Origin of the sequence: Maribacter litoralis (assembly GCF_902506355.1) — a bacterium.
Classification (GTDB): Bacteria; Bacteroidota; Bacteroidia; order Flavobacteriales; family Flavobacteriaceae; genus Maribacter; species Maribacter litoralis.
The window spans coordinates 2,581,763-2,604,108 of the sequence record NZ_LR733271.1 but is presented as its reverse complement, the minus strand read 5'-3'; the positions used below and the strand labels follow the sequence as shown (position 1 = coordinate 2,604,108).

At 34.8% G+C, this 22,346-nt stretch carries 20 protein-coding genes; 11 read left to right on the top strand and 9 right to left on the bottom strand.

The genetic code is table 11. From position 1 onward, the window contains the following. The first annotated feature begins 147 nt into the window (after positions 1–147). From EXIGUO8A_RS10900 to EXIGUO8A_RS10880, 5 genes are all read left to right on the top strand, one after another. The gene (locus EXIGUO8A_RS10900) at positions 148–1,653 is read left to right on the top strand and encodes a helicase HerA-like domain-containing protein (protein ID WP_159303138.1); all 1,506 of its coding nucleotides are present in this window, start codon (positions 148–150) and stop codon (positions 1,651–1,653) included. A gap of 3 nt (positions 1,654–1,656) precedes the next feature. Further along, positions 1,657–2,211 carry a hypothetical protein gene (locus EXIGUO8A_RS10895; protein ID WP_159303137.1) on the top strand — a complete coding sequence of 185 codons (555 nt, stop codon included), beginning with the start codon at positions 1,657–1,659 and terminating at the stop codon, positions 2,209–2,211. 65 nt (positions 2,212–2,276) lie between these two features. Then, complete coding sequence (locus EXIGUO8A_RS10890; RefSeq protein ID WP_159303136.1) at positions 2,277–3,116, top strand: alpha/beta fold hydrolase; 840 nt, start codon at positions 2,277–2,279, stop codon at positions 3,114–3,116. A 58-nt stretch (positions 3,117–3,174) separates the two neighbouring features. Beyond that, positions 3,175–3,426 (top strand): DUF7218 family protein, encoded by a 252-nt coding sequence (locus EXIGUO8A_RS10885; protein ID WP_116770461.1) that lies wholly within the window; start codon positions 3,175–3,177, stop codon positions 3,424–3,426. A 2-nt stretch (positions 3,427–3,428) separates the two neighbouring features. Continuing rightward, complete coding sequence (locus EXIGUO8A_RS10880) at positions 3,429–3,854, top strand: VOC family protein (protein WP_159303135.1); 426 nt, start codon at positions 3,429–3,431, stop codon at positions 3,852–3,854. 140 nt (positions 3,855–3,994) lie between these two features. Here EXIGUO8A_RS10880 and EXIGUO8A_RS10875 read toward each other — a convergent pair whose 3' ends face one another. The 5 genes from EXIGUO8A_RS10875 to EXIGUO8A_RS10855 form a co-directional block, all read right to left on the bottom strand. Further along, positions 3,995–5,746 (bottom strand): DUF2326 domain-containing protein, encoded by a 1,752-nt coding sequence (locus EXIGUO8A_RS10875; protein WP_159303134.1) that lies wholly within the window; start codon positions 5,744–5,746, stop codon positions 3,995–3,997. Next, positions 5,736–5,987, bottom strand: a complete 252-nt coding sequence (locus EXIGUO8A_RS10870; RefSeq protein WP_159303133.1) for an ABC-three component system middle component 8 — start codon at positions 5,985–5,987, stop codon at positions 5,736–5,738. The genes EXIGUO8A_RS10875 and EXIGUO8A_RS10870 overlap by 11 nt, the downstream gene beginning before the upstream one ends. A 3-nt stretch (positions 5,988–5,990) precedes the next feature. Then, a complete protein-coding gene (locus EXIGUO8A_RS10865; protein ID WP_159303132.1) occupies positions 5,991–6,902 on the bottom strand; it encodes an ABC-three component system protein in 912 nt (303 codons plus the stop codon). Positions 6,903–7,011: 109 nt separating this feature from the next. Next, the gene (locus tag EXIGUO8A_RS10860) at positions 7,012–7,983 is read right to left on the bottom strand and encodes an aldo/keto reductase (protein ID WP_159303131.1); all 972 of its coding nucleotides are present in this window, start codon (positions 7,981–7,983) and stop codon (positions 7,012–7,014) included. A 139-nt stretch (positions 7,984–8,122) separates the two neighbouring features. After that, positions 8,123–9,853, bottom strand: a complete 1,731-nt coding sequence (locus tag EXIGUO8A_RS10855) for an alpha/beta hydrolase-fold protein (RefSeq protein WP_159303130.1) — start codon at positions 9,851–9,853, stop codon at positions 8,123–8,125. 113 nt (positions 9,854–9,966) lie between these two features. On the opposite strand from EXIGUO8A_RS10855, the gene EXIGUO8A_RS10850 reads away from it, so the two are divergent. Then, complete coding sequence (locus tag EXIGUO8A_RS10850) at positions 9,967–10,113, top strand: hypothetical protein (RefSeq protein ID WP_159303129.1); 147 nt, start codon at positions 9,967–9,969, stop codon at positions 10,111–10,113. Positions 10,114–10,162: 49 nt separating this feature from the next. On the opposite strand, the gene EXIGUO8A_RS10845 is transcribed toward EXIGUO8A_RS10850, so the two are convergent. The 3 genes from EXIGUO8A_RS10845 to EXIGUO8A_RS10835 all read right to left on the bottom strand — a co-directional run bounded on the left by EXIGUO8A_RS10845 (position 10,163) and on the right by EXIGUO8A_RS10835 (position 14,421). Further along, positions 10,163–11,047 (bottom strand): bifunctional 5,10-methylenetetrahydrofolate dehydrogenase/5,10-methenyltetrahydrofolate cyclohydrolase, encoded by an 885-nt coding sequence (locus tag EXIGUO8A_RS10845; protein ID WP_159303128.1) that lies wholly within the window; start codon positions 11,045–11,047, stop codon positions 10,163–10,165. Positions 11,048–11,080: 33 nt separating this feature from the next. Further along, on the bottom strand, positions 11,081–12,418 hold the full coding sequence (gene ffh, locus EXIGUO8A_RS10840) for a signal recognition particle protein (protein ID WP_159303127.1): 1,338 nt from the start codon (positions 12,416–12,418) through the stop codon (positions 11,081–11,083). A gap of 233 nt (positions 12,419–12,651) precedes the next feature. Beyond that, the gene (locus tag EXIGUO8A_RS10835; protein WP_236564470.1) at positions 12,652–14,421 is read right to left on the bottom strand and encodes a hypothetical protein; all 1,770 of its coding nucleotides are present in this window, start codon (positions 14,419–14,421) and stop codon (positions 12,652–12,654) included. A 106-nt stretch (positions 14,422–14,527) separates the two neighbouring features. Here EXIGUO8A_RS10835 and EXIGUO8A_RS10830 point away from each other — a divergent pair, with 106 nt between their 5' ends. The 3 genes from EXIGUO8A_RS10830 (at position 14,528) to EXIGUO8A_RS10820 (ending at position 18,575) form a co-directional block, all read left to right on the top strand. After that, positions 14,528–15,040 carry an RNA polymerase sigma factor gene (locus EXIGUO8A_RS10830; RefSeq protein ID WP_159303126.1) on the top strand — a complete coding sequence of 171 codons (513 nt, stop codon included), beginning with the start codon at positions 14,528–14,530 and terminating at the stop codon, positions 15,038–15,040. A gap of 123 nt (positions 15,041–15,163) precedes the next feature. Beyond that, entirely contained in the window at positions 15,164–16,075 is a 912-nt protein-coding gene (locus tag EXIGUO8A_RS10825; protein WP_159303125.1) for a FecR family protein, read from the top strand. Then, entirely contained in the window at positions 16,056–18,575 is a 2,520-nt protein-coding gene (locus tag EXIGUO8A_RS10820) for a TonB-dependent receptor plug domain-containing protein (RefSeq protein ID WP_159303124.1), read from the top strand. Before EXIGUO8A_RS10825 ends, EXIGUO8A_RS10820 begins: the two co-directional genes overlap by 20 nt. A gap of 2 nt (positions 18,576–18,577) precedes the next feature. Here the strand turns inward: EXIGUO8A_RS10820 and argS are convergent, their stop codons facing one another. Then, a complete protein-coding gene (gene argS, locus EXIGUO8A_RS10815) occupies positions 18,578–20,359 on the bottom strand; it encodes an arginine--tRNA ligase (RefSeq protein ID WP_159303123.1) in 1,782 nt (593 codons plus the stop codon). Between the two features lie 115 nt (positions 20,360–20,474). Between argS and EXIGUO8A_RS10810 the strand changes: the two genes are divergently transcribed. Both EXIGUO8A_RS10810 and EXIGUO8A_RS10805 read left to right on the top strand, forming a co-directional pair. After that, positions 20,475–20,900 (top strand): hypothetical protein, encoded by a 426-nt coding sequence (locus tag EXIGUO8A_RS10810; protein ID WP_159303122.1) that lies wholly within the window; start codon positions 20,475–20,477, stop codon positions 20,898–20,900. Then, complete coding sequence (locus EXIGUO8A_RS10805) at positions 20,897–22,330, top strand: SDR family oxidoreductase (RefSeq protein ID WP_159303121.1); 1,434 nt, start codon at positions 20,897–20,899, stop codon at positions 22,328–22,330. Before EXIGUO8A_RS10810 ends, EXIGUO8A_RS10805 begins: the two co-directional genes overlap by 4 nt. The last annotated feature ends 16 nt before the right edge of the window (positions 22,331–22,346 follow it).

Genomic DNA, 22,346 nt, shown 5'->3' with positions numbered 1-22,346 from the left:
CAAATTATACAGTAAGAACGCATCGGTAAATTCTGTACTCAGACCAGTACAGTTCGCACATCAAATGTTAAAAAGTAGTGATATTTAAGGGTGATGTAGTTTTTTGGTTTGGTGAAAAATGCCCTATTTTTATCGAAAATATAGAAAATGGCCGGTACCGAAGAGTTTTTTGAACATATAGAAAAAGGATATGCTACCAAGGGTGATTATATAAATATGGGTGCGGCCATGTTACATGGTGAAGCCGTAAAAAATGCCTTCGTAAAAATACCTTTGAAAACATTGAACAGGCACGGGCTTATTGCAGGTGCTACTGGTACGGGTAAAACAAAGACATTGCAGGTATTGGCAGAAAATTTATCTGACAAGGGCATACCAGTAATGTTGATGGATTTAAAAGGTGATTTGAGCGGATTGGCACAACCTAGTCCCGGGCATGCAAAAATAGACGAGCGCCATGAAAAAATCGGCTTCCCTTTTGAGGCCAGTAGCTTTCCGGTAGAAATACTTTCACTATCTGAACAAGACGGTGTTAAGTTAAGAGCTACGGTTTCTGAATTTGGTCCTGTATTATTATCAAGAATTCTTGACCTATCAGAAACACAATCAGGTATAGTGTCGGTCGTATTCAAATATTGCGACGACCAAAAAATGCCTCTTTTAGATTTAAAGGATTTTAAAAAAGTATTACAATATGCTACGGGAGCAGGCAAAGCTGAGTTCACTAAAGAATATGGTAGAATTTCAACAAGTTCTACAGGTGCCATTCTTAGAAAAATTATTGAATTAGAACAGCAAGGTGCAGAAATGTTTTTTGGTGAAAAGTCTTTTGATGTCAATGACCTCACCCGCATAAACGAAGAAGGAAAAGGGTATATCAATATCTTACGATTAACCGATATTCAAGACAGACCTAAGTTATTTTCAACTTTTATGTTGAGCTTGTTAGCCGAAATATATGATACCTTCCCTGAGCAAGGTGATAGCGATAAACCAGAATTAATACTATTTATAGATGAAGCCCACCTAATTTTCAAGGAAGCTTCAAAAGCCTTGTTAGATCAAATAGAAAGTATTGTTAAACTGATTCGTTCAAAAGGAATCGGGTTGTATTTTGTAACCCAAAACCCAACAGATGTACCAAACGATGTACTGTCGCAATTAGGTCTAAAAGTACAACATGCCTTAAGAGCATTTACGGCAAGGGACAGAAAAGCCATTAAATTGACGGCAGAGAACTATCCTGAATCTGATTATTACGATACCAAAGAAGTACTTACCTCTTTGGGTATAGGCGAGGCATTGATATCTGCCCTAGATGAAAAAGGAAGACCCACACCACTAGCGGCAACGTTATTACGCGCACCAATGAGCCGTATGGATGTATTGACTAAAAATGAATTGGATGAAGTTGTTGATAGATCATCTTTAGTGAAGAAATATGGTGAAGTAATAGACAGGGAAAGTGCCTATGAAATACTGAACAAAAAAATAGAAACTGCCGAAAAATTGGCGGAAAAAGAAAAGAACAAACCAGCTGCGCGCAAAACCACCAGAAGGGCCAGCACAAGACAGAACCCTGTTATTAAGGTTTTAACAAGCGCTACTTTTATAAGAGGTGTATTGGGAGTATTAAAAAAAGTGATGAGATAAATTATGAAATTAAGATATACCCTTATTTTAATGATTTGCTGTGGTCTATTGATAAGTTGTACCGATGAGCAGAGCAATGATTTTCAAATATCTGGCGATCAGGTTGGCAAACTATCAAAAGAGAGCCTTGCCAGAGATATAGAACTGATATTTGAAAAAGACTCCGTTGTACAAGATACCGTAAAACTGAACTTTGGCAATGGTGCCAGCAAAATCAAAATTTACGAGAAAGGAGGTGCTTTACTATTGACCCTTACACCAAACAACGATAGCATTGCCACCATACAGAATGTACTTATTAATGATGATAGATTTGTAACGGACAAGGGAATCTCTAAACTGAGCACATTTAAAGAAATACGGGAGAACTACGCCATAAAAAAGATTATAACCTCGCTTAACAATGTGGTTGTATTGTTAAAAGACAGTGACCTCTATTTTACCATAGACAAAAAAGAGCTACCTGAAAGTCTTAGATACAATGCAAACAATAATATAGAAGAGGTTCAAATACCTGATAATGCCAAAGTAAAATATATGATGATCGGCTGGGATTAATAGTACCCCAGTTGAGGTTATAATTACCACCCCCCAATTACTTATTAATTTCTAAATACTATTACGTGCCCGCATTTCTTCAAAAACTTATACCAAAATTATACGGTCTATATTTTAATATACTTGTTTGGTTTTCTTCGAAAAAAGCAGCCTACAAGGCTTTTATCGTATTTGCCACCGTACGTAAAGGCAGGATTTTACCCAATCAAAAAGAATATTTGGATACTGCCAAGCTAGAAGTCGTTACCGTAGGTGAGCATAAAATACAAGTATATAATTGGGTAGGTGCTAAAGAGACCGTTTTGTTGGTACATGGTTGGGAAAGCAATACTTGGAGGTGGCATAAACTCATTGAAAAATTACAAAAAGAAGATTACAATATTATTGCTTTTGATGCTCCTGCCCATGGCTATTCTACGGGTAAAATATTACATGCACCATTATATGCAAAACAAGTACAAGCCATGCTATTAAAATACAAACCAACGATAGCTATTGGCCATTCTATGGGAGGTATGACCATTTTGTACAATGAATACAAAAACCCCAATAATATCTTAGAAAAAATGGTAACTATAGGTTCGCCATCTGAGTTTCATGAGATAATGGCTCATTACAAAAGTTTACTAGGTTTAAACAACAAAGTGATTTCTGCACTTAACCAGTTTATTCAAGAAAAATTCAACTTTACAACAGAAGAATTTTCAAGTGCCAAGTTCGTTGAGCATAACAACAAAAAAGGATTGCTTTTTCATGACAAGTTTGATAAAATCGCTCCGTACCACGCTTCTGTAGATGTACATAAACATTGGAAAGGAAGTGAGCTCGTTAGCACTGAAGGATTTGGACACTCTATGCACCAGGATGAGGTCAACAACAAGATCATTTCTTTTTTAGCGGAGTAATATCTAAAGGTATACAGCACATTGCCAGGCTATTAATTTTTTATTTTTAAAATAAAAAATGGCAAAATCAAATGATATACCCCAAATAAAAAACGAAGAGCAATACGAAGCATTGGTAGACAAGGGCTACAGTAAAGAAAAGGCCGCACGAATTGCGAATACCGACAATGCAGGCAAGAAAGGTGGTAAAGCTTCCACTTATGAAGACAGAACAAAAGATGAGCTTTACGAGCAAGCGAAGAAAATTGGCATAGAAGGACGTTCGAAAATGAGCAAAAAAGAGTTAATTTCAGCATTAAGAAACAATTGAACATGCAAAACGTTACACCTTTTCACATTGCCATTCCTGTACACAACTTAGCGGAATGCAGAACATTTTATAGAGAAATTTTGAATTGCGAAGAAGGTCGCAGTAGCGACCACTGGGTAGATTTTAATTTATTCGGGCATCAATTGGTGATACACTACAAGCCTAAATCAGAAACTGAAAGCGTACACCACAACCCCGTTGATGGTCATGATGTACCCGTACCGCATTATGGGGTAGTTTTACCTTGGGATACCTTTCAAAGTTTTTCAGAAGAATTAAAATCCAAAGGCGTGAAATTTGTCATTGAGCCTTATGTGCGTTTTGCAGGTAAAGTAGGTGAGCAAGCTACCATGTTTTTTTATGACCCAGCGGGCAATGCTTTAGAGTTTAAAGCTTTTAAAGATATGGGGCAGTTATTTGCGAAGTAATTTACAAGTTCAAAAAAAACATATTAGTAAATTTTAATATGTTTAAGCTAAATCATTTAAATTAAGACTCTAATAAAGGAAAGAATTTAAGTTAATCGCTATGATATTATCTTCAGAGATTAAATAGCATCTTGTTTTTTTTAAAAACTATTTAAAAATAACTTTCCAGAGTTCTCTTTATCGTTCAATCTTAAACAAATATCTGTTTCTTCAATCAAATCTAGCTTATCTTTCGGTAAGTCAGAATCAATTAAAGTTACTATATATTGTAAGTTATATTCCTCACAGAAATCTTTTATTAAATTAATGTATCTAATTTTAATTCTATCGTCTAAGCCTTCTAAAACTCCATCGTGATATACGAATTTGTAGAATGATTTATCAGAATAATTAATTAATAAAGACAAGTCAAATGCAACGCAAAGTAATTTTTTATACGTTGTTCCTTGTGATTCAGAAGTTTTTAATAAATCTGTTTTGTTTTGGTAATCAGCATTAAACTCAACATTCCCTTGCTTATTTAACTTCAATGAAATTAGAGCATTTGTATCTAAAATTTCTTTTATTATTGAGTTAAAAATTTTATTAATGTTAGAGTGTTTTCTTGCAGTTAAAGATTTCTTTAATTCCGCAATTTTATCATTTATTATTTCTCGCTTGTCTTTAATATTGTTTTCTAAAATTAAAGTGCTGTCTATTGCTTTTAATTTGTCTTTAATGCGCTCTATTTCAACTTCAATACCAATTGTTTTTTTCTGGTATTCTTTAAATTTAAAATAACTATCTTTTTCTGTTAATAAAGACAATAAATCGCTTTTTTGAGATTCAAGCTCTTTAATGTCTTCGTTTAATTTGGTATAATCAAGTTTTAACAAACTCAAAGTTTCAGTAAGATATTCTTTGCGTTCTGTAGTTAATGATTTTTGAAAATTAATTAAATCCTCATATTCCTTTTTTAATTGCTCAGGATAATACAAATTCACTTCTTCAAAAAGACTATTAATCTCCTTTTTGTCAATATCATCATTTATTTCAGATAGTGAAGATTCTATTTTATTAATTTCATATGAAATTCTATACCTATCAGTATTGAATGCTTGAAGTTTTAAATCTATTTCTTCAACAAGTTGTTTGTTTGTATGAATATCTTCTTTAAAAAAATTGAATTTGTCTATTTGGTTTTTATTCTCCAAAAGTTCAATTTTTTTTATTTCTAAAAGCCCTTCTAATCTGTCTTTTTCCGACGTATCTATTTGAGCTTCTAATCTTAAAGTTTGAATTTTTTTCTTTAAATCATCTATTTCTTCTTCAATCTCTAATTTCTCTAAAATTAGTGTTCCATTAAATCCAAGCAAATCAAAAACAAAAGGTTTCCAATCTTTGTGTTTACCCTTAAATTTATTCAATTTAAAAACATCTAAATAGTCTTGTTGACTTCTTAAAAAATAGGTTATTGATTTTCTATAATCCCAATTTGGTAATACATTGAAATCTAAGTATTGATTTAATTTTGCTTTTGCTTTCTTTAATGTTAATTCTTCATCCCAATCAATATCAAATTTAAAACTATCTAATTTTGAGTTATTTAGTTTAAAAGATATTTTAGTAGCAGTATTTATAGAGCGTTTAATGACTAAATATTTACCGCTATTTAGTTTTAATTCTCCGTAAAAATCTTGACCTATAAAAAGATTGTTACCTAATAGTTTATCTGTATTCTTATTATAACTTGATAAGAGTAAAAAATCAATAACTCTAATTAACGAAGTTTTACCTAAATTATGTGTATCATCTTTCTTATCACTTTCAATGAACGCAACAACAGCATTGAATTTTTCACTAAATTCAATATTCTTAAAATTTTTATTAGAATATATTTTACTAATCTTCATTATTGTCGTTGATTAACGTAATCGCGTCAATGTTTTTTATGTATTCTATTTTGCCAATAGAAAACAAAAAGGTTAAAGAATAATCGATATTGTTTTTTGCATTTACTCCAATTTCACTTACTAACATTTCTTTTAAATCTTCATATTTTATTAAGGTTTCCTTTTTTAGAAAGCCCAAAACTTTGCCTGCAATATAAATTACAGAATATTTAATGTTCGTATGTTTTGTTGGTGTTAGCATAACTTATTCATTAATTCCAATGTCACAGTTATAATACATATAATGCAAGAATAGGCGAACTAAACTTCTATTAGAATTTAATTCAGAATTATTTTCAACAATAAACTTGTATAAATAACTAAAGATTAAATCAAACTTGTCAAATTCCTCTCTATGAACTACAATTTCTTCATTAATATCATCAATCGTATTTTCATACTTTCCTAAATACTCAGCATTAATTGGATTTGTTAAAAATTCTCTGATTTGTTCTAAATATAAAAGGTTTCTTGTAATTACATTATTAAAATAATCCTTACTTAAATTATTTAGCTTATTTTTCTTTTCAATATCCCTTTTGGGTATTTTAGGTAAATCACCTTTTTTCTTATCTACTTTACTAAAGGAATTTATTATTTCTTTTAAATCATTTTCGTTAAAACTTAGAGGAAGTAAAAGTTTATTAAGATTTAAAGTTTTTACAATACTTGGATATTGCTCTAACCAAAGTTCAATAGTTTCTAATCCAATTAATCTATTTACAATTTCAGTTTTTTCATCAAAAATATCTTCGATTTTTGCATCTTGAATACCGGAAAGCTTTCTATTTGTAAATAGTAAGTAGAACTCAATCTTTTTATCAGTTTTTAGTTTCTTTATTGCTGGTAAAACACTCTTTTTTAAAATTGTTTGAAAAGGGCTTTCCGAGCAACTTGCATTAACTTTATCCGTATGTTTTGCTTGAATTACAATTTTACCATTCCAAGGTTCTGATTTGCTTGGAAAATTATTTGCTCTTCCATAAAATTTAGCATCCCTTCCTCCATCTTTCCCATCAGTAAAAACCACAGTTCCTGTTCCTAAAATCTCGCTACAAATTAATGCAACTAGTTTTTCAAATTCAGTGTCCGTTAAGTTTTCTAGTGGGTATTTCATATTGTTTGCAAAGGTATTAAATTATACCTTTTCGTTTTTTCGGTTATTAGCCTTGATTTTCAAACTAAAAAACAACATTACGATTTTTTAGTTCAAACCTTTTTAAATACTACTGAGACCAAGAAGTAGGTTCCCTATCCCAACGATGCTTTTTTAATTCTTCATATAGTTCTGCAGGCAAACCGTTACCGTCACTTGTTGCAGTATTCGCTAATACATTACGTTGCTTACGCATACCCGGTATGGTAGTACCCACATTATCGTTCATTAGTATAAAACGAAGTGCCATCTCTGCCATGGTCATACCTTCAGGCACTAGCGGTCTTAAAGCATCGGCATGTTCTACCGAAGAAATTAAATTCTCAGGAACGAAATAGGTACCTCGCCAGTCACCTTCAGGGAATGTGGTTTCTTTGGTGATGTTTCCGGTCAATGTTCCTTCATCGAAAGGTACACGTGCAATGGTTGCAATATCTAGCTCTTTACAGAGCGGAAACAAGTTATCTATTGGTGCTTGATCGAATATGTTGTAAATGACTTGTACAGCATCTAGCAATCCTGTTTTTAGAGCTTTTATACCATTTTCAGGTTCCCAACGGTTCATACTAATGCCCATTGCTGCTATCTTACCCGAAGTTTTCAAATCTTCGATAGCACGTTCCCATTCTTCTCGTTCACTCCAAACATCATCCCAAGTATGAAATTGCATAAGGTTTATTTGCTCCAGCCTTAAATTCTTTAAAGTCTTATGGGTGTATTCCATAATATGTTCTGTAGGATAAGAATCCTCAAAAGCATATTCAGGTTTTGCTGGCCATTGGAAGTTTTTTGGTGGAATTTTACTTGCCGTATACAACTTTTTAGAAGGATGTCTTTTTACCAACTCTCCAAGTAACTCCTCACTATGACCTTCTCCATATCCCCAAGCGGTATCAAAGAAATTAACTCCGTTTTCAACGGCCAAGTCCAAGGATTTTGCTGACTGTGCATCGTCACTGGCTGTCCAACCTGCCATTCCCCACATTCCGTATCCTACTTCACTTACTTGCCAATCTGTACGACCAAATCTTCTGTATTTCATTAAATCTTTATACTATAATTATTATACATATTTTAAAAATCAACAAGCATCATTGCATCCTAAGATGCTTCTCGATACTAATTTTTTATGCCTCAAAATTCACTCGAAGTGACATTGATATTTTTTAAAACCACTACTCCTACTTATACCTCCAACTCGTTAAATCAGCCCCATTAGGTGCACTTTTTTCTATACGTTCCATAATCTTTGGTACATACATCGTATTATATCTTAAGCGAGTAATAGCGTTTGGTTGATCTGGATCGCCGTTCCAGCAATGTTCATCTCTGTCACCATATTTTACTTCACCTTCATAATATGGATCCGTGGTACTTTCCAAGAAATCTTCCATGAGGTATACTGCGTTATTCAGATAATAATTATCCATATCTCCGCAGTAAATATGAATTTTACCCTTTAAGTTCTCCCCCAGTTTATCCCAATCGCGCTCCAGAATATGCCGCAAATCATAGTTCTCTTTCCAGTATGCCGCAACATCATGGTCGATGTCTCCGGTCATTTTATCCCATATTCTTTCTGGGTATCCATCCTCACCTTGTGGTGAATACGTAGCTTCCCAAATATCCCATTGTTGGCCCGATCTAGATTTATCTCCCAAAACCAACTCCAAATGATTGCCCTGCCGTAAGGTAGATTGTATTTGACCTAAGTAATCTCTATGCGACGGTACTTCTAATTTTTTATGGGCACTTGGGTAAAAGTATGCGTTTTCATCCTCATAAATATTGGTTAAGGTATATGCCCTAAAATCTATGGGATCTGGGCATGCCGCAAAGCAACCATTATATTCATCTGGGTATTTTACCTGAACCGCTAAGGCTTCCCAACCACCGGTTGAACCACCATATAGAAAACGAGACCAACCTTCTCCCATTCCCCTAAACTGCTTTTCGATTTCAGGAATCAGTTCATAAGTTATAGCATCACCATAGGGACCTTGACTTGCAGAATTCACCGCATAAGAATCATCGTAATATGGCGTAGGATGTTGAATTTGAATTACAATAAATCTTGGAAAATCTGGTTCGTTCCATCGTTTATAAAAATCGTAGGCTTCTTGTTGTTGAATAATATTATAGCCTTCTAAACTAAAGCGTTCGGAATATTCTGGTTTTAAGTTAGGATCTGGAGGTGTAGTTCTGAATCCGCCAAAATCAGAAGGAAAATGACCGTGAAAAATCATTAAAGGATATTTAGCTTCCGGATGTTCTTCAAACCCTTTTGGCAATAACACATGTGCTCCTAAATATATATCTCTTCCCCAGAAATCGGATAACTTTTCTGATTTCACCTTAATATGTTTTATCCACTCGGTATCTTTTGGCTCTTCAATTGGCGCAATCACTTGATCTAAATTGACCGATACATTTTCAAATCCGTTACTGGCCACCCTAATTTTAAATGGTTTACTATATAAATTACCTGGTGATTTATTCCATTGTTGTCCTTCTCCATTATCCATGGGCAATTTGACTGTATGTCCGGTTGAGAGATTAAAAGTTTCATACACATGTAAAAGCGCTTGCACATTATATTCCCCTGGCGGCACTTCTTTTAAACTTTCATACGGATAACCAAATACAGATTCATTGAAAGTGACAACAGAATCTTTTGCCCAATTCTCCACGTTCATACCAAAGATAAGTTGCGTATTGAGTCCGTCATTAATTTGAAACCTTGGCTCGTTACTATCATCTGAAGATAGCATAAGTAGCAAACGCCCATCTTTTGCCAAGGAATCCACCTCAACGGAATAACTTACTTTGATGGATGTTTTATGCTCCAACTTAGGTTCTTCACAACCCATAATAAAACCAACGACCACTAGAACGAATAGAATTTTTCTCATAAGGACAAATGTTTCACAAAAGGTACAGCATTCTCTAATCACATCAAATACCAAGACTAAAATTTCAACGTTTTAAATACACGCCCTTTTTCATTCAACCTAAATCTAATGCTATGAAAAAACTATTTTACGCCCTGTTGACAGTAATTTCTATTACCGTACTAGCAAGCTGTGATTATGATGACAGTAATGACATAGACATCTTAGTGCCAAACGACACTACCGAAACCGGAGTAACTATCAAGAAATTACCGGCATAAAAAAAGCCTCACAATACTATTGCAAGGCTTTTAATCAATTTTATAAATACTAGTTTCTACTTCTATGTCTCTCACGAGCCAACAATGTATTTTTCAATAGCATTGCAATGGTCATAGGACCAACTCCACCAGGTACCGGAGTAATGTATGATGCTTTTTTACTGACATTTTCAAAATCAACATCACCGGTAATGTAGTATCCTTTTTCTTTTGTTTCATCTGGAACTCTAGTAATACCCACATCAATTACAACGGCATCGTCTTTTACCATTTCCGCTTTTAAGAAATTCGGAACTCCCAATGCAGAAATAACAATATCTGCTTGAGAAATGATCTGTGTAATGTTTTTTGTATGACTATGGGTAAGGGTTACGGTAGAGTTACCAGGCCAACCTTTTCTACCCATTAAAATACTCATTGGTCTACCTACAATATGACTACGGCCAATAACTACGGTATGTTTACCTTTTGTATCTACTTTGTAGCGTTCCAATAATTCAAGAATACCGAACGGAGTAGCAGGTATGAACGTACTCATATCCAAAGCCATTTTACCAAAATTGGTAGGGTGGAATCCGTCTACATCCTTATCTGGATCTACGGCCATAATTACCTTTTGGGTATCTATCTGCTCAGGTAAGGGTAATTGAACAATAAAACCATCAATATCATCTTCAACATTCAATTCTTTGATCTTGTTCAATAATTCTTGCTCAGAAGTGGTACTTGGCATCTGAATCAACGTAGATTCAAACCCAATACGCTCGCAAGAACGCACTTTACTACCTACGTAGGTTAAACTAGCGCCGTCACTACCAACAATTATTGCAGCTAAATGTGGCACCTTTTCACCACGTTCTTTCATCTTGGCGACCTCTGCCTTGATTTCTTCCTTTATTTGATTGGATACTTTTTTACCATCCAATAATTCCATATCCGTCTCTTTTTAAGTTGTGTTGTTCGCTTATTATTTCATTCCTTTCATGGCACCCATCATCTGCATCATCTTCTTACCGCCACCGCCTTGCATCATTTTCATCATCTTGCTCATTTGATCAAACTGCTTCAACAACTGATTGATTTCTTGAACTTCTCTACCAGAACCTTTTGCAATACGTTTTTTTCTACTGGCATTTAATTTAGATGGTGTTGAACGCTCATCTGGGGTCATTGAATAAATGATCGCTTCAATATGTTTAAAGGCGTCATCATCAATATCCAAACCTTTTAAGGCTTTTCCTGCACCAGGAATCATCCCCATAAGGTCTTTCATATTACCCATTTTCTTGATTTGCTGAATTTGGCTCAGGAAATCATCGAATCCGAATTTATTCTTGGCAATTTTCTTCTGGATCTTTCTAGCCTCTTCTTCATCAAACTGCTCTTGGGCTCTTTCCACAAGTGAAATAACATCACCCATACCCAAAATACGGTCTGCCATACGTGATGGATGAAAAACATCTATAGCTTCCATCTTCTCACCTGTACCAATAAACTTAATTGGCTTATCTACCACAGATTTAATAGAAATAGCTGCACCACCACGGGTATCACCATCCAATTTCGTTAAGATAACACCGTCAAAATTTAAGATATCGTTGAAGGCTTTTGCCGTATTAACAGCATCTTGACCCGTCATAGAATCTACAACGAACAAAGTCTCTTGAGGTTCAATGGCCTTGTGAATTTCAGATATCTCTGCCATCATCTTATCATCTACCGCTAAACGACCTGCGGTATCTATAATTACAACATTGTTTCCGTCTGCTTTAGCCTTGGCAATACCAGCTTTTGCAATAGCTACGGGATCAGTATTATCTCTATCTGAATAAACAGGAACCCCTATCTGATCACCAACAACGTGCAACTGATCAATTGCCGCCGGACGGTATACATCACAAGCAACCAATAACGGCTTTTTAGATTTCTTTGTTTTTAAGAAATTGGCAAGTTTACCAGAAAAGGTAGTTTTACCAGAACCCTGTAAACCCGACATTAATATTACCGAGGGATTACCAGATAGATTAATACCCTCCGATTCACCTCCCATTAACTGGGTAAGTTCATCTTTTACAATTTTCACCATTAACTGACCTGGTTGTAAGGTCGTTAATACGTTTTGCCCCAATGCCTTCTCTTTTACCCTATTGGTAAATTCCTTGGCAATTTTAAAGTTAACATCGGCATCCAATAAGGCACGGCGTACTTCTTTAGTAGTCTCCGCAACATTAATTTCTGTAATTTGACCATGACCTTTTAGTACATGTAAAGCCTTATCTAGCTTATCGCTTAAATTATCGAACATTCTTTTCTTTTTTAAGGGGCTACAAATTTAATAATATCAATGCTAATTCCGTAGCAAGTGCCACAAAATATACAAAACAAAAGAGCACCCATACTAAAATGGATGCTCTTAACTTAGTTGTGGGGCAAAAAAGGAATTACATTTTCATAAATTCCTGTTATAAAACTTCCATCAATACCGCCAACGAGGCCCAACTCTTTACTGTTGACGGTATATTTCTGGATGCTCTATTCTTACGATCTTTCTAAGACCAAATGATCATATAAACCTGTTTCATTCTCATGTTTCAGCTCTATTCTCATTTCATCTATCTCTAGAATCTGATAATCATTGGCCAACGGCAGGTAATTACTACCCGTTTCAAAGGAAACAAGCATTTCTAAGTTACCGGTAAAGGTGTTTCTGTACACGAACCAATTTCCGGTACTGAACACATCTCCGTTTACGTTTCTTACTTCTAAGGTTCCATCATTTTCCATGTATAACTTTACATCTGCATAAAGTACTGTAGACTCATCATTATTTTCTGCGAAGTAAGCTACATCCCAAGCAGTATTATCAAATATGTTCTTAATGAAGGTGATATCTTCCTCATCTTCATCATCAATACATTTTTTGACAATTACCAATTCATAAAAAGTTTCTTCAACGTTGAATTTGATAATACGATCTTTTAAATCTGTCAACAACCACTCAAAACTCACGGCACCTTCATCACCCATAGAAATGGCTACTACAAAACGACCTTCTGCATTTGTTGTTATTTCCCAAGTACCTTGGGTTACAGTGGTTTGGTTTGTAAGTGTAATTACACCCTCTGCTTGAAACTCAAACTCACCACCTAACAATCTATTGATATGATCACCGTTATCCTTCAACCTTTTTATAACCCAAGAACAGTCATTTAAAGTCTCTCTTAGATTTTCAAGAGTCAATTCTTGCAAGTCTTCTTCACAGAATTGTTTCATTATGATTCTGTTGCTTGCATCGTTGTACAACTTAATTTGATCATCACCTAAATCGTAGACAGTCCACTCTAGGTTAAAATCTGTACTAGATTCAAAATCAATAGTAAGTTTAGCACCATCATCACCTACCGTACTGGTCCATGTACCTTCAACCGTTGTTGCTCCTCTAAAACCGGTTACTACGGTACCGTCTTCCTTAAAGTTTAATATATAATTTACGTATTGAGGCGTCTGATCAACATCATTTCTGATCATATCGGTTACGAACCATACACATTCAACAAGTTCTTCCTTAAAATCATCTTCATTAAAATCATCATCATTATAATCATCATCGTCATCTTCATCACAGGTGTCTTTTGCGTTTTCAATAGCAATAGCCAATTCTTGATTACTTTCAACAACAATAGTTGTCTCATCATAAAGTTGTAGTGTTACCGGAAAATCGAAACTCACCAAACTATCATCGCCTAATTCTTTAAAGAACAAGCGTAACTCACGATCACTAGATACCTCAACAGAACTCGTCTGTTCTAGGTTTACATTAAATGTGAACATGGTCATGGGGTACACAAAATCTATACACTCTATATCATCATCTTCACCACCTTCTTTACAGTCTGCAGCCAAATCACGTAAATCTTCTAATCCATTAATGGTAATCTCAGTAAAATCACCAGCTGTAACGGTAATTGGGAAAATTATATCCAATAGATTTTCATCATCATCAATACTATCAAAAATTTCTTCTACCTGATCTATATCCTCTTCAGAATCAATGGTCAATTCAACACCGTTAACCTTAACGGTATATGGAAAATTAATTTCAAAGCAGCTAGTACCATCAACAATGTTATCACCAGAACCATCATTTGAACTAGTACGCTGTATTAGATCTGCCGTTGCAGAACTTGCAGTTATTGCCTGTGGCTCTTCGTCCGTATTAATTTCTTCAAACTCATCTTGACAAGCGGTAAAACTAAATGCAATGGCTAGTAGGCTAACGTACATTGCATAATTAAAAATCTTTTTCATAATGACTTGGTATTGTTTGTTATTATGCTTCTAAAACAACCGACTTTAAAAATACCCTACCTCCTTTTTTGATTTTTTTCAAATATCTTTGGTAAAAAGCAAATAATTGAAAACGGAAAAACATTTAAACGTTTGCGAAGAGTTGGTTTATAAGAAGGTTTTTAATGAAACGTCTAAAACCATCTTCAATTATATTTATTACAAATTTGGTAATGAGGAAAAAGCAAATGATGCCGTACAAGAAGCATTTGTAAAACTATGGGAGAATTGTGCTAAAGTTACCCCAGAAAAAGCCAAATCTTATTTATACACGGTAGCCAATAATTTGTACTTAAATGTTATTAAAGCAGAAAAAGTACGTTTAAAGTATGCGGATGCAACATTAAAGACTACCAATGAATCTCCTGAATTTATTATGGAGGAAAATCAGTTTAAGGATAAATTGGACAATGCCTTAAATAGTTTACCAGAAAACCAACGTACTACTTTTTTATTGAATAGGATCGATGGAAAAAAATATGCAGAAATTGCCGAAATGGAAGGTGTAAGCGTTAAAGCGATAGAAAAAAGGATGCATTTGGCATTAAAAAGTTTAAGAGAGCAAATTGATGGGATATAGGTTAGTGAGTTAGTGAAAAAAATACATTTCAATTAAACAACACAACTACTTGATACTTGATAAAAAAATAAAAAAGTAGGGTATTCCTCTACATAGTTGTTATACTGAGAGAAAGCTAAAATTATGCAAGACAATTACTTAGCAAAATGGCTAAACGATGAATTGACCGATGCCGAATTGGCGGAGTTCAAGAAATCTGAGGCTTACGAAACATATAAAAAAATAAAGGAATCCTCGTCAAAATTAGCGTCACCTGATTTTGACATGGATAAAGCCTGGAATGCTATAGAACAACATAAAACTGTAGAAACCCCAAAGGTTTTTGTGTTATCGCCATTTAAAAAGTTTCTACGTGTTGCCGCAGTTATTGCCGTATTACTAACAGCATCGTTCTTTTATTTAAGTACGCTGAACGAATCTTTCTCCACCTCATATGCAGAAAACAAATCCATAACCCTACCCGATAATTCTGAAGTAATACTTAACGCGGATTCAGAATTAACTTTTAGCGAGAAAAAATGGGATTCCAATAGAAATGTAGACTTAAACGGCGAAGCTTATTTTAAAGTCGCTAAGGGAGAAAAATTTACCGTAAAAACTTCACAAGGGCTAGTTACCGTTTTAGGTACACAATTTAATGTAGAAAACAGAAAAGAATATTTTGAAGTTACCTGTTTTGAAGGTTTGGTAAGTGTCACTATCAACGGTGAAGAAACCAAGTTACCTGCCGGCAATTCAATATTGAACATCGCAGGAACTAGTACCATGTCCAAAGCTCCCGTAAATGGTGAGCCATCATGGTTATCTAATGAAAGTTCTTTTGAGAGCATACCGTTACACTATGTAATAGATGAACTTCAAAGGCAGTATAATATTGACATCACAACAGAAAATATTGACACCGCTCAACTTTTTACCGGTACTTTTAGTAATGAAAATCTAGAACTTGCCCTAAAAAGTATAAGCGTTCCTTTGCAAATTAAGTTTAACTTAGATGGGAACAAAGTGCTGTTCTATGCAGAAAAAGCACCTTAATACTCTTATTGGTTTTATGTTTTTACTGGTTATCGGTGGAAACATCTATGCCCAAAGTGAACCTAAAACCACTTTGTTGTTGCGCAATGTTCTAACCGAACTGGAAAAAACCTACAATGTAAAATTCTCTTTTGCAGATGGTGATGTAAATGCAATACAAGTATCGAAGCCAAATTCAGATTCCCTTGAAGTTATATTAAAGGAACTTAGTGAAGCTACTGGTATAACCATCAAAAAACTAAATGATCGTTATTACACTTTAACCAAAGCAACTACCATTTCTATATGCGGTTTTGTTTTTGATAATTTTGAAGAGAACACAATACCCGGTGCAACCATTGAAATTTATGATTCTGAAATATCTGGCATAACAACAGAGAACGGCTCGTTCAGTTTTGACAACGTACCAATAAATTCATTGATCCATATTAAACATTTGGGCTATAAGCCCATTTTTATGAAAGCAAAAGAGTTTATTAAAACTTCTAAATGCAAAACCGTGGCTATGGCACTTAGCTACCAAGAATTGGAAGAGGTTATTGTTACTCAATTTTTAACTACAGGGTTAAACAAACTTAATAATGCCAGCTTTGAACTAAATCCTTCAAAATTCGGCATTTTACCAGGTGTTAGCGAACCAGATATTTTACAGACGGTACAAGCGCTACCAGGCATTAAAAGTGTTGACGAAACCGTATCTGACATTAACATTCGAGGCGGAACCAATGACCAAAACCTTATTCTTTGGGATGGCATAAAAATGTATCAAACCGGACACTTTTTTGGCTTAATATCAGCTTTCAATCCATATGTTACCGAAAACGTATCTATAATTAAAAACGGAACCTCAGCTAAGTATGGTGGAGGAGTTAGCGGTACCTTGAGCATGAAATCGATGGAAGAACTGCCTTTAACCTTTAGTGGTGGAGCGGGCGTTAATTTAATATCTGGTGATATTTTTGGTGAAATTCCTATCGGTGAAAAATCTGCAATTCAAGTTTCGGCACGTAGGTCGTATACTGATTTTTTGAACACACCAACCTATACCACGTTTTCAGAAAAAGCCTTTCAAGACTCTGAAGTGGACAACCAAAGTGAGTTTTATTTCTATGATTTCTCTACCAAGTTCATACATGAAATTAATCCTGATCATAAGTTAAGCACCAGCATGATCACCATGAGCAATAATTTAAATTATTTTGAAACTACAGATGAAGCTACAGCACCAGACCGAAGTAATTTAAATCAAGATAATTTTTCTATTGGTGGACAGTTACAAAGCGAGTGGACCAATAAAATCACATCTGTGCTAAGTGCTTATTATACGCAGTACGATCTAGATGCCCTCACCATTTCCAATAATGACGCTCAACGTTTAACCCAAAACAACTTGGTAAAAGAATCGAACCTTAAATTGGCTACCACGTACAAATTAAGGGATAATTTAAACTGGACAAATGGTTATGAATTTACCGAAACCGGTATAGAAAACACCACCAACCTTAATCAACCACCATTTGCCAGTAACATAAAAGGGGTAATTCGCCAACATGCATTATTTTCAGAAATACAGTATGCCTCAGAGAACGATAAATTACAAGGTACCATAGGTGGCAGAATTAACTATTATGAAAACCTAAACACATTTAAGGAGTATATTTTTGAACCACGAATTAACATCAGTTACGAACTGATGCCAAATTTTAAAACCGAAATTTTAGGGGAATATAAAAGTCAGGTTACCAATCAGATTATAGATTTAGAACAGAACTTTCTAGGGATAGAAAAAAGAAGATGGATACTTTCTGACGGAAAGGATCTGCCCATTACAAAAAGTAAACAGGGCTCAATAGGTTTTAATTACGATACCAATACACTGTACATAGGTATTGACGGTTTTTACAAAGAAGTCAATGGCATTAATGTCTACACCCAAGGCTTCCAAAATCAGAATCAATTTGATGGCGAAATTGGCTCATACGTAGTTAAGGGAGCCGAATTCTTAATTAATACCAAGAACAATGATTATAGCGCTTGGCTAAGTTACACCTTCAATAAAAATGACTACACTTTTGATATTTTGACACCAACTACTTTTCCAAATAATTTAGATGTAAGGCACTCGTTAACCGTGGCAGGAAATTACACCATTGGAAATCTAAAATTAGGGGTTGGTTTAAATTATAAATCAGGAAAACCTTTCACCCAGCCAGATGAGAACGACCCAGTAGATGAAACTGTTTTTCCTTCCCAAATCAATTATGAAGAACCAAACAGCAGCAGACTACCTGAGTATTTTAGAGCAGATGCCTCTGCAAATTACACCCTTAAAATAAATGATACCGTAAACGCAATACTTGGAGCATCGGTGTTAAATTTTACGAACAGACGGAACACCTTGAACACTTATTACAGATTACAAGACGATAATACAATTGAAACCATTGAGAGATTATCTCTAGGCATAACACCGAATGCCAGTGTACGAATACGTTTTTAGTATTACATACGTTCTGGCACCTCTACGCCCAACAGCTTAAAAGCATCTTGTATAACTTCGGAAACCTTTTTAGACAACTGAACACGTAAAACTTTTTTAGCCTCATCTGCCTCGCCTAATATGGAAACCTGTTGGTAAAAAGAATTGAATTCCTTTACCAGATCATATGTATAATTGGCAATCAAAGCGGGACTAAAATTATCTGCAGCTAATTGAATGGTATCTGGGAATATTTGAAGTTGTTTGATCAGTTCCTTTTCTTTCGCGTGTAATTCCGAAACCTTGGCATCGTTAGAAATATCAATCCCCATACTTTCTGCCTTTCTTAAAATAGACTGAATACGTGCGTAGGTATATTGAATAAACGGACCCGTATTTCCTTGAAAATCTACCGACTCTTCTGGGTCAAACAAAATTCGTTTTTTAGGATCTACTTTTAATATGTAATATTTTAAAGCTCCTAAACCGATCATTTTATAAAGCGATTGCTTTTCTTCTTCATTATAATCTTCTAGCTTACCTAGTTCCTCAGAAATATTTGCAGCAGTTTGGGTCATATCTGCCATAAGATCATCGGCATCTACAACTGTACCCTCTCTACTCTTCATTTTTCCGCTAGGTAAATCTACCATCCCGTAACTTAGGTGATGTAGTTTATTAGACCATGAAAACCCGAGTTTTTGTAGTATTAAAAACAATACTTTAAAGTGATAATCTTGCTCGTTACCCACGGTATATACCATACCATTTACATCTGGGTGGTCTTTAACACGTTGTATCGCCGTACCAATATCTTGGGTCATGTAAACCGCAGTACCATCTGAACGAAGTACAATTTTTTCATCCAATCCGTCGTCGGTCAAATCTATCCAAACACTACCGTCGTCCTTCTTAAAGAAAACACCTTTTTTCAATCCCTCCGCAACAACATCTTTTCCTAAAAGGTAGGTGTCACTTTCATAATAAAGGGTATCAAAATCAACGCCCAAGTTTTTATAAGTAACATCAAAACCTTTATACACCCAACCGTTCATGGTTTTCCAAAGCGAAACTGTCTCTTCATCTCCAGATTCCCATTTCAACAACATTTCTTGGGCTTCCAATAAAATAGGAGCCTCTTTTTCGGCAACTTTTTGCTCAGTGCCTTTAGCTACTAATTCCGCTATTTGTTCTTTATATGCTTTATCAAAAGCTACATAATAGTTACCAACTAGCTTATCCCCTTTTAATCCTGTAGACTCCGGTGTTTCTCCATTTCCGAATTTCTGCCAAGCCACCATACTTTTACAAATATGGATTCCTCTGTCATTGATGATTTGGGTCTTGTACACTTTTTTACCAGATGCCTTTAAAATTTCAGCAACAGAATAGCCCAATAAATTATTTCGGATATGACCTAAATGCAAAGGCTTATTGGTATTTGGAGAAGAATATTCTACCATAACGGCATCATCGGACTCTATTACATAACCGTATTGATCAATGGAGGTAATTGATGTAAAGAAATTTAAATAATAACTATCATCAATAACGATATTCAAAAATCCTTTAATTACGTTAAAGCCTGCAACAGCTTCTACATGCTCTTGTAAATAAGAACCAATTTGCTCCCCAATTTGAACAGGGTTACCCTTAACTACACGCAACATCGGGAATACCACAATAGTGATATCTCCTTCAAAATCTTTACGTGTAGGCTGAAATTCTACATTTGGCAATTCCTTGTCAAAAATAGATTTTACCGCTTCTTTTACTTTATCTGATAGTACCTCTTGAATATTCACCAAAACGTTTAATTAAGGCTGCAAAATTAATCATTTTTTATGCTTTAAGATGAACAGATGCGGCATTCATTCGGCATTTCGTTAACTTTAATGAAAACAGTGTAAGAAAACATACATGCTCGTAAACGTATCTTATAACAACAAATCGGTTTCCAAGAAAATTGACGCTGAAGTGGGCAAGCCATTTACTTTAAAAGAAAGATGGGCATTGGGCGGTATAGGCTCCCCAAAACTTATTATTACAGAAACCAGTATCGACATTCGAAATTTACTGATTTTAGATAATAACAGAAATACCTGCAATATAGAAATGAGACCAAAAGGGATTATTGTTGGCTTTAGATCTTTATTAGAATCTTATGCCTTGGTGATACCCTATTATAAACTTTCTATATACAAAGGACAGGCTTCAGTGTACTCCATTTACAAAGACCAATATTTTATAAAAGTGGAGTCCGATACAAAAGCGGTACAAAAATTCCTTAAAAAAATAATGGATTACAAAGCTGATAATGCACCAACATCAATAGAAGATTTATGAAAATACTACTCACAGGCGCCAATGGTTATATAGGTATGCGATTATTACCTCAACTTTTAGAAATGGGTCATGACATTGTTTGTGCGGTACGCGATGAAACCAGACTTTCTGTAGATAAAGAAACCAGAAGCCAAATTGAAGTTATTGAAATTGATTTTCTAGAGGACCCCAAAGATAATGTAGTTCCACAAGATATTGATGCCGCATACTTTCTAATTCACTCCATGAGTTCTTCTACACAAGACTTTGATGACATGGAGGCGAAAACCGCGGAAAATTTCAACAAGTATGTTTCTAAAACTCAAATTGAACAAGTAATTTATTTAAGTGGAATAGTAAATGACGAGCTACTTTCAAAACATTTACAATCTAGAAAAAATGTAGAAGATATTCTTTACCAAGGTGATTTTAACCTAACTGTTTTAAGAGCAGGAATCATAGTTGGGTCAGGCAGTTCTTCATTTGAAATTATTCGCGATTTATGTGAAAAACTACCTGTGATGATTACTCCTAAATGGGTATTAACCAAAACGCAACCTATTGCCATTCGTGATGTTATCGCATTTTTAACCGGAGTTTTAGGAAACGAAAAAACATATAACGATTCATTTGATATTGCCGGACCAAATGTACTCACTTATAAAGAAATGTTGCATAAATATGCCGAAGTCAGAGGATTCAAAAATTGGATTTGGACCGTACCTGTAATGACTCCGAAACTATCTTCATATTGGTTATACTTTGTAACCTCAACATCATATAAATTGGCATTGAATCTGGTAGATAGCATGAAAATAGAAGTTATAGCAAAAGATACCAGATTACAGGATATACTTAACATTGAACCACATACCTACAAAGAAGCTATTGATTTAGCATTTAAAAAGATAGAACAAAACTTGGTGATCAGCAGTTGGAAAGACAGTATGATCAGTGGTCGTTTTCTTGACAACCTTGAAAAACATATACAAGTCCCAAAATATGGAGTATTGAAAGACTACAAGCAACTTCAAGTTACTCAACCAGAGGAAGTTCTAGAGCGTATATGGAGCATTGGCGGTGAAACCGGATGGTACTATGGAAATTGGTTATGGAAAATTAGGGGATTTTTAGATAAACTTTGGGGCGGTGTTGGTTTAAGACGAGGCAGAACACATCCAGACAAAATATTTGCGGGTGATTCACTTGACTTTTGGCGTGTATTACTTGCGGACAAAAAAGCGAAAAGATTATTGTTATTCGCCGAAATGAAACTACCTGGCGAAGCATGGTTGGAATTTAAAATTGATGATAATAACGTACTACATCAAACCGCTACCTTTAGACCACGTGGTTTGCGCGGTAGATTATATTGGTATAGCATAGTGCCTTTTCACTATTTCATATTTGGTGGCATGATCAGAAATATTGCTAAAACCGACCAAAATTAGTTTTAAGCTAAAGAGT

Bases quoted from the DNA above. Each gene is read 5' to 3' on its own strand.
- EXIGUO8A_RS10900 (WP_159303138.1), top strand. From the start codon at position 148: ATGGCCGGTACCGAAGAGTTTTTTGAACATATAGAAAAAGGATATGCT.
- EXIGUO8A_RS10895 (WP_159303137.1), top strand. From the start codon at position 1,657: ATGAAATTAAGATATACCCTTATTTTAATGATTTGCTGTGGTCTATTG.
- EXIGUO8A_RS10885 (WP_116770461.1), top strand. From the start codon at position 3,175: ATGGCAAAATCAAATGATATACCCCAAATAAAAAACGAAGAGCAATAC.
- EXIGUO8A_RS10880 (WP_159303135.1), top strand. From the start codon at position 3,429: ATGCAAAACGTTACACCTTTTCACATTGCCATTCCTGTACACAACTTA.
- EXIGUO8A_RS10875 (WP_159303134.1), bottom strand. From the start codon at position 5,746: ATGAAGATTAGTAAAATATATTCTAATAAAAATTTTAAGAATATTGAA.
- EXIGUO8A_RS10870 (WP_159303133.1), bottom strand. From the start codon at position 5,987: ATGCTAACACCAACAAAACATACGAACATTAAATATTCTGTAATTTAT.
- EXIGUO8A_RS10865 (WP_159303132.1), bottom strand. From the start codon at position 6,902: ATGAAATACCCACTAGAAAACTTAACGGACACTGAATTTGAAAAACTA.
- EXIGUO8A_RS10860 (WP_159303131.1), bottom strand. From the start codon at position 7,983: ATGAAATACAGAAGATTTGGTCGTACAGATTGGCAAGTAAGTGAAGTA.
- EXIGUO8A_RS10855 (WP_159303130.1), bottom strand. From the start codon at position 9,853: ATGAGAAAAATTCTATTCGTTCTAGTGGTCGTTGGTTTTATTATGGGT.
- EXIGUO8A_RS10850 (WP_159303129.1), top strand. From the start codon at position 9,967: ATGAAAAAACTATTTTACGCCCTGTTGACAGTAATTTCTATTACCGTA.
- EXIGUO8A_RS10845 (WP_159303128.1), bottom strand. From the start codon at position 11,047: ATGGAATTATTGGATGGTAAAAAAGTATCCAATCAAATAAAGGAAGAA.
- ffh (WP_159303127.1), bottom strand. From the start codon at position 12,418: ATGTTCGATAATTTAAGCGATAAGCTAGATAAGGCTTTACATGTACTA.
- EXIGUO8A_RS10835 (WP_236564470.1), bottom strand. From the start codon at position 14,421: ATGAAAAAGATTTTTAATTATGCAATGTACGTTAGCCTACTAGCCATT.
- EXIGUO8A_RS10825 (WP_159303125.1), top strand. From the start codon at position 15,164: ATGCAAGACAATTACTTAGCAAAATGGCTAAACGATGAATTGACCGAT.
- EXIGUO8A_RS10820 (WP_159303124.1), top strand. From the start codon at position 16,056: ATGCAGAAAAAGCACCTTAATACTCTTATTGGTTTTATGTTTTTACTG.
- EXIGUO8A_RS10810 (WP_159303122.1), top strand. From the start codon at position 20,475: ATGCTCGTAAACGTATCTTATAACAACAAATCGGTTTCCAAGAAAATT.
- EXIGUO8A_RS10805 (WP_159303121.1), top strand. From the start codon at position 20,897: ATGAAAATACTACTCACAGGCGCCAATGGTTATATAGGTATGCGATTA.